This is a genomic window from Pseudoclavibacter sp. 8L, from assembly GCF_902506465.1.
Taxonomy (GTDB): Bacteria; Actinomycetota; Actinomycetes; order Actinomycetales; family Microbacteriaceae; genus Pseudoclavibacter.
Genome location: NZ_LR733198.1, coordinates 1 through 13371 on the forward strand (window position 1 = coordinate 1; position 13371 = coordinate 13371).

11 protein-coding genes are annotated in these 13371 nt (G+C 69.4%); 1 reads left to right on the plus strand and 10 read right to left on the minus strand.

The window, feature by feature from the left end; translation table 11 throughout:
• Positions 1–16: 16 nt before the first annotated feature.
• The 10 genes from GV007_RS17245 to GV007_RS17290 form a co-directional block, all read right to left on the minus strand.
• Positions 17–1045, minus strand: a complete 1029-nt coding sequence (locus tag GV007_RS17245) for a LacI family DNA-binding transcriptional regulator (protein WP_201297766.1) — start codon at positions 1043–1045, stop codon at positions 17–19.
• Positions 1042–2262, minus strand: a complete 1221-nt coding sequence (locus tag GV007_RS17250) for a fumarylacetoacetate hydrolase family protein (RefSeq protein ID WP_160074818.1) — start codon at positions 2260–2262, stop codon at positions 1042–1044. Before GV007_RS17250 ends, GV007_RS17245 begins: the two co-directional genes overlap by 4 nt.
• A gap of 340 nt (positions 2263–2602) precedes the next feature.
• Positions 2603–3397: an enoyl-CoA hydratase/isomerase family protein gene (locus GV007_RS17255; RefSeq protein WP_160074820.1), complete on the minus strand. Its 795-nt coding sequence runs from the start codon at positions 3395–3397 to the stop codon at positions 2603–2605.
• Entirely contained in the window at positions 3394–4659 is a 1266-nt protein-coding gene (locus GV007_RS17260) for an extracellular solute-binding protein (protein WP_160074822.1), read from the minus strand. The genes GV007_RS17255 and GV007_RS17260 overlap by 4 nt, the downstream gene beginning before the upstream one ends.
• Positions 4656–6083 carry a CaiB/BaiF CoA transferase family protein gene (locus GV007_RS17265; protein WP_160074824.1) on the minus strand — a complete coding sequence of 476 codons (1428 nt, stop codon included), beginning with the start codon at positions 6081–6083 and terminating at the stop codon, positions 4656–4658. The genes GV007_RS17260 and GV007_RS17265 overlap by 4 nt, the downstream gene beginning before the upstream one ends.
• 98 nt (positions 6084–6181) lie before the next feature.
• Positions 6182–7351 (minus strand): aldose 1-epimerase family protein, encoded by a 1170-nt coding sequence (locus GV007_RS17270; RefSeq protein ID WP_201297767.1) that lies wholly within the window; start codon positions 7349–7351, stop codon positions 6182–6184.
• A complete protein-coding gene (locus GV007_RS17275) occupies positions 7348–8103 on the minus strand; it encodes an SDR family NAD(P)-dependent oxidoreductase (RefSeq protein WP_160074828.1) in 756 nt (251 codons plus the stop codon). The genes GV007_RS17270 and GV007_RS17275 overlap by 4 nt, the downstream gene beginning before the upstream one ends.
• Positions 8104–8274: 171 nt before the next feature.
• Positions 8275–9189 (minus strand): sugar phosphate isomerase/epimerase family protein, encoded by a 915-nt coding sequence (locus GV007_RS17280; protein WP_104298177.1) that lies wholly within the window; start codon positions 9187–9189, stop codon positions 8275–8277.
• A gap of 73 nt (positions 9190–9262) precedes the next feature.
• Positions 9263–10408 carry a Gfo/Idh/MocA family protein gene (locus GV007_RS17285; RefSeq protein WP_201297768.1) on the minus strand — a complete coding sequence of 382 codons (1146 nt, stop codon included), beginning with the start codon at positions 10406–10408 and terminating at the stop codon, positions 9263–9265.
• A gap of 280 nt (positions 10409–10688) precedes the next feature.
• A complete protein-coding gene (locus GV007_RS17290) occupies positions 10689–11834 on the minus strand; it encodes a mandelate racemase/muconate lactonizing enzyme family protein (RefSeq protein ID WP_160074830.1) in 1146 nt (381 codons plus the stop codon).
• A gap of 121 nt (positions 11835–11955) precedes the next feature.
• On the opposite strand from GV007_RS17290, the gene GV007_RS17295 reads away from it, so the two are divergent.
• Positions 11956–12687: a FadR/GntR family transcriptional regulator gene (locus GV007_RS17295; protein WP_160074832.1), complete on the plus strand. Its 732-nt coding sequence runs from the start codon at positions 11956–11958 to the stop codon at positions 12685–12687.
• The last annotated feature ends 684 nt before the right edge of the window (positions 12688–13371 follow it).

Sequence of the window (13371 nt, forward strand, 5' to 3'; positions counted from 1 at the left end):
GGGGAGGGCTGCGGCGCTACGCGCTCTCGCGGGCCACGATCTCGAAGCCGAGGTCGACGGTCTCCCCCTGGGGAGCATCCGCGCCGCCACGGCTCATGCGCGCCAACAGCAGCTCGCCCGCCTTCGTGCCGATCTCGCGGTTCGGCACAGCCACCGTCGTGAGCGTGGGCGTGAGGTGCGACGACAGCTCGAAGTCACCGAACCCCGTCACCGCGAGCTCACCGGGCACGGACACCCCACGGCGAGCACACTCCAGCACGGCACCAGCCGCGAAGACATCGCTCGCGAACATGAGCGCATCGGTCTCCGGATGCACGCGGAGCGCCGCGTCGAGCAGATCGCGGCCCGTCTCGAGATCGACAGACGCGACCCCGGAGTCGACGACCCGCACCGGCTCGCCCGGGTACAGCTCGGCGACCGAGGCCTCGAAGCTCTCGCGCCTCGCCGCGGCGCGGAAGTCGCCGGACTGGAAGGAACCCGCGAACGTCGGATGCTCGTACCCCTTGCCCTGCACGTACTCGACGAGCGCGCGGATAGCGTCCTCGTTGGAGAAGCCGATCAGATTGTCGACGGGGTTCTCGCTCGAATCCCACGCCTCGACGACGGGGATCCCGGACGCTCGCAGCAACGTCGATGCCGCATCCGTGTGCTGGGCGCCGACGATGAACATGCCATCCGGCCGACGCCCCAGGAACGCGCGAACCAGCTCCTCCTCATGCTCGGGGCTGTACCCCGTCGTGCCGATGAACAGCTGATAGCCGAAGGGTGAGAGCATCGCCTCCAAGCCGTGCAGCGCATCCGCGAACACCGACGCGGAGATCGACGGGACGATAGCCGCGACCGTCATCGACCGGTTCGACGCGAGGTTCGACGCGGCCAGGTTCGGCACGTAGCCGAGCGCACCGATCGCCGACTGCACCCGCTCGAGCGTGTCCGCGGACACCAGCTCCGGCGTCCGCAGCACCCGCGACACCGTCTGCGGTGAGACGCCCGCAGACGCGGCGACGTCGGTGAGCGTCACCTTCTGCGTCGACCGCCTGGTCACAGCAGCCTTCTGGCCGCCAGGTTGCGCATGAGCGCTGCGATCCCGAATGTCCACGGCGCACACCCCTCACTGCTCTGTACCTGGCCCACCAGACTACCGAGGGCAGGTGAGGAGATGCGCACGACGTCCCCGGCGTGGTGCGTGAAGCCGTGGTCGGGCTGGTCGCGGTCGACGATGGGCGCGAACATGGTGCCGAGCATCAGCACGGCCCCGTCCGGGTACTGGTGGTGGGGGCCGAGCAGCTGGGCGGCGAGGTCGGCGGGGTCGCGCGAGATCTGGGCGAGGTCCGACGACCCGTGCAGCGTGAAGCCGTCGAGGCCCACGATGTCGAGATCCACGGTCATCCCCCGCACCGAGTCGAGATCGAATGCGCCTTCGAACAGACGGATGAACGGGCCGAGCCCGCACGACGCGTTGTTGTCCTTCGCCTTCGGCAGCAGCAGCGCGGAGCGGCCCTCGATGTCGCGCAGGTTCACGTCGTTCGCGAGCGTCGCACCCACGATCAGGCCAGTGGAGGCGATGAGGAGCGCCACCTCCGGCTCCGGGTTGTTCCATTCCGAGGAGGAGTGCACGCCCACCTGGACGGCCGTGCCCATCGCAGACAGGGTCGGGCCCTTCGTGAAGATCTCCGCGTCGGGTCCGATGCCCACCTCGAGGTACTGGCTCCACAGGCCCTCTCCCACGAGGTAGGCCTTGAGGGCCGTCGCCTCCTCAGAGCCCGGCTTGAGGCTCGCGAGGTCCGTGCCGATCTCGGCGAGGATCTGCTCGCGCATCCGCGCCGCCGCCTCGATATCGCCGCGCACCCGCTCCTCGATGACCCGCTCGATCATGGAGACCGCGAACGTCACGCCTGCAGCCTTCAGCACGTGGAGGTCGACGGGGGCGAGGAGCCACGGCTTCGACTCGTCGCGGGTGTCGGGCTCCGTGTTCGCGAAGAGCTCCTCGAGAGAGCCCAGGCTGGGCGCATCCGCTGCCGCGGCCCGCACTGCCGCGGCGGGTTCGGGTGCCTCGGTGATGTCGCTCACCGTCGCGAACGTCCGGCTCAGGTCGAGCACGCCCGCCTCGGTCACGAGAACTGGAGACGGGCCGCCGACGGCCGGGTCCCAGACTCGACCGACGAGGGTGCCGGTCGTGCCGTCGGCCGGGAGCGCCTGGGCTGCGCTGCCCGACCATCCTGCTGCCGCCTGCTGGCCTGCGGCCGTCTGCTGCGATGTCATGTGAGCTCCTGAGGTTCTTGTCGTGGAGATTGGGTCGTGAGGTGTGGGCCGTGAGGCTCTGGTCTGCACCCACTTGGCTCGGGATGGCTTTCGCGCTTCGGGATGAGATGCAAACCACCCCGAAGCGGGGAAGCCATCCGGAGACGAAAGTGATGTGGAGAGGTGTTCGCAGGGGGTGCACCCACCCGTTTCAGGGTGGCTTTCGCGCTTCGGAATGAGATGCAAACCACCTCGAAGCGGGGAAGCCGTCCGGAGACGAAAGTGGGGGGGCGAGCGAGGACCCGGAGGTGGGACGAGGCGGGACGGGACGTGCGGCAGCGCGGCGCGTCGCAGGCCGCAGCTAGCGGCGGCGGAAGGTGCCCTGGCGCTTCTCGGCGAAGGCGGCGCGGCCCTCGTCGGCGTCGGCGGTCGCGAAGGTGATGGTCTGGAGGTCACGTTCGTAGGCGACGGCCGCGTCCTGGCCCATGTTGAACGAGGCGCGGAGGTTCGCCTTCGCCGTCTCGGCGGCGATGGGTGGGCGGGATGCGATGGTCGCGGCGAGCTCGCGGGCACGTCCGAGGAGCTGCTCCCCTGGCAGCACCTCGGAAACGATGCCCCAGGCGTGTGCCTGCTGCGCGGAGATGGGGTCGCCGGTGAGGAGCATGAGGGCGGCGTTGCTGGCGCCGGCCGAGTGGGCGAGGAAGGAGGCCATGCCGCCGCCGCCGATCCAGCCGAGCTTGATCTCTGGGGCGGCGAGCGACGCGGTGTCGGCGGCGAGGCGGATGTCGCAGATCATGGCCGTCTCGAGTCCGCCACCGAAGGCGTAGCCGTTGATGGCGGCGATGATGGGCTTGCGCAGCGCTCGGAGCGCGTCGCAGTAGTCCTCGCGGTTGCGGAAGTCCCACGGGGTCGCGTACTTGTCGAGGGAGCGGATGTCGCTGCCCGCGCAGAACGAGCGCTCGCCGGCCCCGGTGAGGATCACGACCCGCACGTCGTCGCTCTCGTTAGCCCAGGTCGCGACGCTGACGAGGGCGTCGGACATCTCCTGCGTCACCGAGTTGAGCTTCGCGGGGCGGTTGATGGTGACGGTCGCGGTGAAGCCGTCGAGGTCGACGAGGATCTCGTCGGTCTCCAGCTGGGGAACGCTGCCGGTCATGGGGTGACTCCTGAGGTGGTTGGGGTGGCTGGGTGGATGCGCGTGGCTGGGGCATCGATGCGCGTGGATGCAGCGAAGGCCGCGTCCAGCGCGTCGAGGCACTGCTCGGCAAGGGCTGTCGAGGCAGCCGCGTCGGTCGATGAGGAGGCGTCGCCGAGCAGCGCGTCGCGGAGCAGCGCGGACGCCGCGGTCTGGAAGGCGATGTACCCGTCGTAGCGCGGCCGCACCCAGGACTCTTCGATGGTCGTCGCGGTGCTGGTGTAGAAGTCGTGCGAGGCCTCGTTGACGGCGGTGTCGTGCCAGGCGGAGCGGAGGCCGGGCTGGCCGGCGTGCTCCGGGATGAAGGTCCGCTGCGTCTCTGGGTCGAGCAGCCAGGCGAGGTGGGCGGTGAGCTCCGGGGTGACGCGGCAGCGTCTCGAGATGGCGATGCCGGTCCCGCCGATCGTGGAGCCGAGGTGGGCGGAGGTGCCCCACCTGGGTGCATCCCGGAACTGGAGGGTGGGTGAGGAATAGGTGACGTAGCCGTAGACGAGCGGCACGTAGGCGAGAGAGTCTGTGCTGCTCATGCGCTCGAGGAGTGCGATGGGGTTCTCGCTGTGCGCCGCCGCGGGTGAGCGGCGGGCGATGGTCGCGAGCAGCTCGAAGGCGTCGCGGGCGAGGCGGCGGGACGAGAAGAGGGAGCCGGCTTCGGGTGCGTCGGCGAGTGGCGCGCCAGCCCCCGCGAGCACGGACGCGAAGGTGAGGAAAGCGTGGGGGCCTGCCAGCGAGAGGGCCACGCTGGTGCGCTCCGAGAGGGCGAGGACATCGTCCCAGGTGGTCGGAACCTCGCCCGCGATGAGGTCGACTCTTGCGGCCGCGACCTGCGTCGCGGCGTCGAGCGGCAGCGCCCATTGCGAGCCCATGAGCGAGTAGGAGGTGAAGCTCGGGCCGATGGCATCTGCGGCCACGCTGTCGAGCAGGGCGGCGTCGAAGATCTCCTCGAGCGGGACGAACGAGCCGCTCGCGAGCGCTTCGCCGAGGTGGGGGTGGTCGAGCACGATGAGGTCGTAGCGGTCGGCCAACTCGGCGATGGGGGCCGATTCGAAGCCTTCGAGCGGATGCGCGTCCCACTCGATCAGCGCCTGTCGGCTTCCAGGGGCTGCGGCGGTGAGCGCCGCCGCCGCTTCGAGCGCGTTCCGACCGCGGGGGTGGTCCCAGGTGAGGCCCCGGTAGCGGGCCCCGCCCGTGCTTGCGTCCGGGGAGGACGTCGAGCTCTCGCTCATGATCGTTCGCCGGCGGCTTCCGCGTGGGCCGGCGCCGGTCCAGGGGCGCCCGCGGCGACACTCTCCGCTGCGACGCTCTCCGGTGCTCCCTCTCCTGGCAGCGCCGCGTCCGATCCGCCCGGCAGGACGGCGCCGTCGGCAAGCGCGGCCCCGTCGAGGTGCTCCTGCACGTTCGTGAGGGTGTCGCGCACGGCGATGGCGCCGCGCTCGGCGAGCTCTGCGATGTGCGCCGCGGCGTGGCCGAGCTCGCCGAGGATCTCGCGTGTGTGCTCGCCGGTGAGGGGCGCGCCACGGTCGATACGGGCGGGCGTCTTGGAGAACTTGTAGGGGAACCCCGGCGTCTTGACGAGCCCTTCGGTCGGGTGCTCGTATTCGACGAAGGTGCCGTTGTGCGCGATCTGCGGATCGGCGACGAGGTCGGCGTATCCGTACACGGGGCCGGCCCAGATCGAGGTCTTCGAGAAAGCGTCGAGCCAGTGCGCGCTCGTGTTGGTCGCGAGGCGGGCGGCGGTCTTCGCGAAGACCTCGTCGCGCAGGCGCCACGAGTCGTCGAGCGTGTGGAGGCCGATGAAGCTGTCCTCCCCGATCGTGCGGCCGAGCTCTTCGAGGTCGGGCATGGCGAGCACGATGAAGCCATCCGACGTCGCGAAGGAGCCGTAGGGCGAGCGGATGTAGACGTGCGCGTGCGGTTCGGCGCTACGCTGCTGGGGCACGCCGCCTGCGGTGAACACGGACAGCTCCTGCATCTGCAGGGTCGTGATGGCATCGAGCATGTTGACGGTCACGAGCTGGCCTTCGCCAGTGCGCTCCCGGTGGAAGAGCGCCGCGAGCACGCCTTCGAAGGCGGTGGACGCGGTGATGGCGTCCACGAGGTACTGGCCGGCGGCCTGCGGGGGTTCGCCGTCGCGGCCCGTGGAGAGCATGGCGCCGCTCATGGCCTGGAGCAGGAGGTCCTGGCCCGGGCGCATCTTGTAGGGCCCGTCCTCGCCGTATCCGGAGACGGATACGTAGACGATGCTGGGGTTGATGGCACGCAGCGTCTCGTAGTCGACGCCGAGGCGGGCGGCGACGCCCGGCCGGTAGTTCTGGAGGAACACGTCGCTCGTGGCGACGAGTTCGCGCAGCACCTCCCGGCCGTCGTCGGACTTGAGGTCGAGCGCTATGGAGCGCTTGTTGCGGTTGAGGGAGAGGAAGGAGACGTTGATCTCGTTGCCCGCCGCGCCTCCGGCTGGTGCGTGGCGCTGCCATTCGCCTGCTGGTGGTTCGACCTTGATGACGTCGGCGCCGAGATCGCCGAGGCGCTGCGCGGCGAAGGGGCCGGCCATGGCGATCGAGCAGTCGAGCACACGGATGCCGGAGAGGATCCCACCGCCTGCCCCGGAGTCTGCTTGGTGGGTGTCGCTGGTGCCGTCTGCGCCGCTCATGGTGTTCCTCGTTTCGGTGGATGCGCCGCTGGCAGCGCTAACATGTCAAGTGTAGGACGCCCGGAGCCAACATCGTCGTCAGCCCCGGGCATGGAGGTTCATTCCGGCTGATCGCCGATAGCGCGAATAGCGGCCTCGGCCGCGCTCGTCTCCACGACGCCGTCGAGCACGCGGATCGTCGTCGAGTAGCTGCGCGACTCCCCGTGCTCGAGGAACAGGGCCGTGCCATCCTGGCGCGAAGCCGCATCCCCGGACACGTGGTGCGTGCTCGGCTCGAGCCCGATGCCGTACTGGCCGCTGCGCAGGTTCTGCCACTCGAAGAAGTGGGGCATGCCCGCGGCCTCCCAGCTCAGCTCGACGCCCCGCTCACCACCGGCCGTGATGAGCGCGACGCGGTGCCTGCCGTCGTCGCCGACCACAAGCTCGTGCTCGGTGACCTGCTCGACGAACCCGTCGATCGGGGCTGGCATGACGCGGTAGCTCGTGCCCTGCTCCGCCACCGAGTCCGACTGCCAGAGGTGCTTCGTGATGGGCGCGACGAACCTCGCACCCTCATCCAGGAAGGGCCAGCCGACGTTGATGTGGTAAAGGAACATGTGGGGCGTCGGATCGAACCCGAGGTTGTCGACGACATCGTCGAAGCGCACCTCGCGACCGTCGAAGTCGAGCTCGATCGTGCGCGTCAGGCGCAGATGCTCACCGAACGCCGTCGCCTGGATCACCTCGCCGACGACCCGCAGCACCACTCGACCGTCGCGCTCGAGCTCACGTGCCTCGAGCAGCCGCGCCGGAATCGCGGTCAGCCGCCCGTGCAGCCCGTGCGTGACGGTCTGCTTCGGCGGGTAGTTGTAGCGAGTCGCGTCCACCTCGCCACCGAACAGCGTGTGGTCGAGGCCGCCGGAGACGAGCAGCCCATCGAGCGCTCGCAGCCACGAGAGCCCACCCTCGTCGTTGTGCTCGTGCAGGCCGGGATGGCGGAACCCGTTGCCGCTGCGCCACCCGATGGGGGCACCGCGGAAGCGCATCGAGCCGAGATCGAACGCCCGGTCGACGAGCACCTCGAGCTCGAGACCGGCGGAGGTGCGCAGGTCGATCGCCCGCACGCCGCGCTCCACGCCGTTGTCGAGCACCACCTGGCGGATGCCCGCGACGGCGGAGAGGTCGCCCGTGCGCCTGCGGAGATCGGCGATCGACAGCTCGGCGCCGAAGACGTCGACCCCGTCCGCGCTGCCGGTGCCCGCCGCCCCTGAAGTCTGCTGCTCGCTCACATCATCACCCATCCGCCATCGACGTTGATCGTCTGCCCGGTCACGAAGCTCGAGTCCTTGCCCACCAGGAAGGAGATGACACTCGCGACCTCGTCAGGGTCGCCACGTCGTTTCAACGACTGGTGGTCGAGCACGAACTGCGTGTACTGCTCCGGGTTCTCGTGGATCTCCTCGGCCTTCGTCGGGAAGGCCCCTGGAGAGAGGAGGTTCACGCGGATCCCGAATTCGCCGAGCTCACGGGCGAGCGCCCGCGTCATAGCGACGGCGGCGCCCTTCGTCGTGACGTAGCTCGCGAGCTTGTCCCATCCGCCGCTCCAGGTGATGGAGCCGATGTTGACGATCGCGCCGGTGCCACGCTCGCGCATGAGTTCGGCAGCCGCCTGCGCCGCCACGAAGTAGCCGCGCTGGTTGACCGCGACGACGTCGTCGAACTCCTCGACCGTGATGTCGAAGAACGGCGTCGGCGGGTAGATCGCTGCGTTGTTGATGAGCGCGTGCACGGGCCCGAACTCGGCCTCAGCCTCGCGCACGGCCGCCTTGATTGCAGCAGCGTCGCGCAGGTCGACCTCAAGCACGTAGGTGGGGATGCCCGCAGCCCGAAGCTCGTCTGCCGTCTCCGCCAGCGTCGCGCCGCCTCGCCCGAGCACCGCTACGGCGTAGCCGTCGCGCCCGAGTCGCAGGGCGGTGGCCCGTCCGAGCGATCCGCCAGCGCCGGTCACGATCGCGACCGGCTTCTCACCTGTTTCCGTCATGGTTCCTCCGGCCGAAGCCCGTTGTTGTCTGCTGAACCTGCATGCACTGCTGCTCGCCCCGTCCAATCTCCGTGACAACTCGGCCGGACACCACCCTCTTCGGGCGATCCGGCTCGAGTCATCACGGAAGCTGGCCGCTGCGCGCCGCGCCCCGATGGGCGCGAGCGCTGGCTAGATCGAGTACTTGCGCAGGATGTCGTCGATGAACTTCTTCGCGCGCGGGATGTCCGACTCGTCGAGGTGCTCGATGATGAGCGGCGCGTTCGGGCTGCGCTCGGCGAGGCGCTGCAGGTACAGCTCGTAGTCGAGCGAGCCGAGGCCGGCGGCCGGCAGCTCGATCTCGCCGACGCCGCGGAAGGTGTGCGACGCGAGCGCGTCGTCGTCGCCGATGTCGGCGTGCTTCTCGCTCTTGTCGTCACCCGCCCGCTTGACGTCCTTGGCGTGGGCGACGCGCACCTTGTCGGCGAGCGTGTCGAAGACCTCGTTGAGCACGCCAGCCTGGTCGTCGATGTTCGACGCGTCGAAGTAGTTGGTCGGGTCCATGAGCAGTTCGATGCCGGGCGAGCGGATGTCGTTGAAGACGCGGACCGTCTCGCGGACCGAGCCGATGACGTTGTTGACGTACGTCTCGAGCAGGAAGATCGAGCCGTGGTCGTACGCCTCCTGGGCGAGCTCGGCGAGCACGTCGCGCACCTGCTCGTAGGCGTCCTCGGTCTTGTTGTGCGGGTCGCTGTCCCACTCGCTGTCGGGGTTGAAGGTGCCCGACTCGCTGATGACGTACGGCGTTCCGAAGGAGCGCGCGTTGCGGATGATCTCCTTCAGGTAGTCGACGTTCGCGCGGCGGTGGTCCGGGTCCGGGTGCACGATGTTCGTGTATCCCGAGATCGCCGAGATGGGGAGGTTGTTGTCGCGGAAGGTGTCGGCGACGAGCTTCGCCTTCTCTTTCGTGATCTGGCCCGCCGTGAGGTCGAGGTCCTTGAAGTGCAGGTCGAGCTGGACGGTGTTGAAGCCGAGCTCGCGCGCCTTCTGGGCGGTGGTCTTGAGGTCGTAGGGGAAGTATCCGCTGAAGATGCCGACTTGGATCATGAGCTTCTTTGCTCCTTCGCTTGGGGCCGTTGGCCCATTGAGGGGTGGTGAATGGATGCGGGGGGGGTCGAGGTCAGAGGGGGAACTCGTCGAGGCGCACGGGGCGGCGTTCGGCGATGGAGCGGTAGCCGGCCTCGATGAGGGCGACGGTCTTGACGTTGTCTGCGACAGTGAGGGCGGGCTCACTGCCGGTCGCGACGGCGTGCTGGAGCTGCTCCATGACGCCGATGAACGCGTGCGGGAACCAGTGCGTGTCCCAGGTGGGCGTCACCCACTTGCCGTCGGTCGACGGTCCCCCGTCCGTGCGGGCGGCCGAGGCGTACGTGATGGTCGAGGGCGTGCCGCTCGGCCAGCCGATCGTGCCCTTCGCGACGCCGCGCGTCCCTTCCACTCGCCAGGTGATGGAGAAGTCGTCGTCGAAGCCTTCTTCACGCGGGCCGCCCCAGACGTCTTCCGTGGAGAGGGCGAGGAGCCCGCCGGGGAAGCGCAGGGTGGAGACGACGATGCCATCGGTGTGCGGGAACTGGGTGCGGGGGTCGGACCGCGTGACGGTCATGATCTCGTCGGGGTCGCCGAAGAGGAAGCGGAGGACGTCGAGGTGGTGCACGCTCATGTTGGCGAGCGTGAGGCGGTCGTAGCCCTCGAGGAAGCCCTGCCAGTGGGGCACGGCCTTCATGTCGATCTCGACGAAGACGGGCTCGCCGAGCTCGCCTCGCTCGAGGAGCTGCTTGAGCACGCGGATCGACTGGTCGTAGCGCATGTTCTGGTTGACGGAGAGGATCTTGCCGGCGGCTTCGGCCTCGTCGCGGAGGGCGATGGCCTCATCGAGCGTGAGGGCGAGGGGCTTCTGCGCGAGCACCGCCTTGACGTGCGGCTGCGCGAGGGCCTTGCGGATGAGCGCCGGCTGCAGGTCGGGCGGGTACGCGATGTCGACGATCTCGACCTCGGCGTCCTCGATGAGCTGCTCTGGGGTGTCGTGCACGGTCGGGATGCCCCACCGCTCGGCGACACGCTCGGCGTTGGCCTTGGTCCGGGAGGCGATCGCGACGACCGGGAAGCCGGCTTCGCTGTAGGCGGCGAGATGCTGGTCTGCCATGATGGCGCCAGCGCCGATGGCGCCGATCTTGGCGGAGCGGGCCCGCACGGGGCCGTCCGGGAAGAGGGCGGCACTGCCGACCTCGGCCTCTCCGGCCTGCGTTTCAAGGGAACTCGTGGACACTGCGACTCCTTCGCGCCGTTGCGTGAGCGTGTGCGAACTGGATGGGGAATCCAGTCTATGTGAGCGCTACTGGTAGCGCTGCCATTGCACCCAATGTACCGATGCGACGCCCCCGCCGCAAGTCCTCGCAGCAGGTTCCTCGTCCGCGGTCGCGACGGCATCCCGCGACCACCCAACCCCGCAGAGTTGTGGCGCGACGCGCTGACCCTGACCGCGAGCGACACCTGCCCACAACTCTCGCGTGCCAGTCGGCAGAGTCCACCTCACACCAGACGTCACCTCAGCGCTCGACACCATCGAGCACGACCCGCAGCCCAGCACGAGACGGGCGCATGTGCGGGCCGGCCGGGTCCGCCCACCCGCGCCCCGCATCCACGATCGCCGACTCGTCGATGCTGATGCCGGAGCCAATCTGATCCCCGAGCACGATGCCACCGTCGGCGAACTCCTGATCGACACTCATGCCGTGCGCCCAATGCAGGGCCTGCACCTCGGTCGTCAGGTGATTCGGCACCGCGGTCATGGCCGCGGCGACGGCCGGGTTCGTGTTGTAGCCCACCGGGCTCACCGGAAGGTTCCTGGCATCCGCCGCATAGGCGAGGCGGAGCACGTGCGTGACACCCCAGATCGCTCCAGCCTGCACGATGTCAGGCGCCCCGGCATCGAAGAGTGGACGGAACTGGTCGACGCCCGTCAGATTCTCCCCCGTCGCGACCGCCGCGCGCACCGCCGCCGACAGGCGCGCGTGGCCGAGCGCATCCCAGCGCCGCAGCGGCTCCTCGACCCACAGGAGGTCGATCTCGCCCTCGATCGCGGACACGTACCGCACCGCCTGCTTCACCTGCCACGACTCGTTGGCATCCAGCATGAGACCGGGGCTCGGGGTGTTGCGACCGAGCACGCCGCGCAGGAGCCGCAGTCTGCGCAGATCGGCGACCGGGTCGACGCCGCCCTTGAGCTTCCCGGCGACGTAGCCGCGCTCAGCGAAGTCCTCGTAGAAGGAGACGAGCTCGCCGTCGTCGAGTGCGATGTCCAGACCGGATGCGTACCCGGGCACGAACCTGTCGCGTCCGCCGAGCAGGCGCCAGAGGGGCTCGCCGGCGAGCTTCGCCTTGAGATCCCAGAGAGCGGCATCGAGCGTCGCGACCCCGCCGTAGGTGGCACCCGCGTGACCCGACTTGAAGACCTGGGCGAGCATCCGGTCGAAGAGCGCCGAGACGCCTCGGGGGTCTTCCCCCTCGAGCGCCGGGAACAGCCTCGCGATGTCGGCGTGCGAGCCGATGCCGACCCCCTCGACCCCCTCGTCGGTCTCGAGGATCACGATGGGGACGTCGGTGACTGCGGCGCGGATGTGGCCGTTGACGTCGCCGATCGACCGCCCCCAGTCGTGCCGGGTGGTGAGCAAGCGGAAGCCGGTGATCTTCATATCGTCCTTGATCTTCAGATGGGAGATTCAGCATACATCACATGATTTATTCGTCATACGTTTTTCTGGCTTTTGCTCGTGTGCGCGGATTCCCGGGCCACTTCGTGACTACAATCACCGCATGTCCAGCACCACGACGCCCCGGCTCGGCACTCACCGCACGCCCGCCGCGAGGCTCGGCGTGCAGGTCGTGCACGACCTCGTCTCCGCCATCGTCACCGGAGAGGTCGCACCAGGCGACCTCCTCCCCACCGAGACCGAGCTCTGCGAGAACTTCGGCGTCAGCCGCACCGTCATCCGCGAGTCCATGAAGCGCCTCGAGGAGAAGGGGATGGTCTCCGTCGTGCAAGGACGCGGCACGCAGATCGCCCCGCAGTCCGAGTGGAACATCCTCGACAAGGTCGTGCTCGGCACCATGATCGAGAACGACGAGACGCTCGGCATCCTCGACGAGCTCGCCGTCGTGCGCGGACAGCTCGAGTCGAGCATCGCCGCAGCAGCCGCCACGAGCCGCAGCGACGACGAGCTGCGCGTCATCCACGACCACCTCGAGACCATGCACGCCACAGCCGACGAGCGCGAGGCGTTCGCCGCCGCAGACGTCGCCTTCCACTTCTCCGTCATGGACACCGCCGGCGACCGCCTCGCCTCGGGCATCGCCCGCAGCCTGTCGAAGCGCGCCGGCGAGAGCAGCCGCTACTACGGCGCGCCAGGTGCCGACGCCGTGCGCCTCACCCTCGAAGAGCACCAGCGCGTCTACGCCGCCATCGAAGCGGGCGACAGCGAGGCGGCCGCCCGAGAGATGCGCGAGCACATCGCCCTCGCGTGGGAGCGGCGCCGCATCCGCGACTAGCACGACCAGCCCCTCGGCCCCGGCGCGGGCTCAGGCGCGGCGCGGCGGCCCGGCGCGGCGGCCCGGCGGCCCGAGGCCGCGCCCAGAGTTGTGGCCAAGTGCCACCCACCCCGGATCCAAGCGCACCGCGCCACAACTCTGCGGACGCGGTGCGGACGCGGGCGTGGTGCGGTGCCGCCACAAAGACGCGCCTCCCACAGAGAGTTGTGGGCAAGTGCTGCCCAACCCGCCCCCCAAGCGCACCGCGCCACAACTCTGCGGACGCGGACGCACCCAACGCTGCTACGCACCCGCCCCTCCCGCAGGGAGTTGTGGGCAAGTGCTGCCCGTCCCGCCCCCAAACGCACCACACCACAACTCTGCGGGAGCCGCGCCGGGTCCGTCGACGCCGGAGCCCGAGTTCCAGCGGCGAGCGGCGAGCGGCGAGCGGAACCTATCCACTCACGCAGGAAGCCAGGACACTCGGAGAGTTGTGGCTAAGTGCCGCGAACCGCGCCCCCAAACGCACCACGCCACAGCTCTGCGGGAGCGGCGCCGGTTCCACACAGCGCGAGCACTCGGAGAGTTGTGGCCAAGTGCCGCCAACCGCGCCCCCAAACGCACCACGCCACAACTCTGCGGACGCGGAACGGATACGGATACCCACGCACCCGCGCACCCACCCCTCCCGCAGGGAGTTGTGGG

What these genes read in the sequence shown, in the direction of transcription:
- GV007_RS17250 (WP_160074818.1), bottom strand. Translation starts at nt 2,262, where the DNA reads ATGACATCGCAGCAGACGGCCGCAGGCCAGCAGGCGGCAGCAGGATGG.
- GV007_RS17255 (WP_160074820.1), bottom strand. Translation starts at nt 3,397, where the DNA reads ATGACCGGCAGCGTTCCCCAGCTGGAGACCGACGAGATCCTCGTCGAC.
- GV007_RS17260 (WP_160074822.1), bottom strand. Translation starts at nt 4,659, where the DNA reads ATGAGCGAGAGCTCGACGTCCTCCCCGGACGCAAGCACGGGCGGGGCC.
- GV007_RS17265 (WP_160074824.1), bottom strand. Translation starts at nt 6,083, where the DNA reads ATGAGCGGCGCAGACGGCACCAGCGACACCCACCAAGCAGACTCCGGG.
- GV007_RS17275 (WP_160074828.1), bottom strand. Translation starts at nt 8,103, where the DNA reads ATGACGGAAACAGGTGAGAAGCCGGTCGCGATCGTGACCGGCGCTGGC.
- GV007_RS17280 (WP_104298177.1), bottom strand. Translation starts at nt 9,189, where the DNA reads ATGATCCAAGTCGGCATCTTCAGCGGATACTTCCCCTACGACCTCAAG.
- GV007_RS17290 (WP_160074830.1), bottom strand. Translation starts at nt 11,834, where the DNA reads ATGAAGATCACCGGCTTCCGCTTGCTCACCACCCGGCACGACTGGGGG.
- GV007_RS17295 (WP_160074832.1), top strand. Translation starts at nt 11,956, where the DNA reads ATGTCCAGCACCACGACGCCCCGGCTCGGCACTCACCGCACGCCCGCC.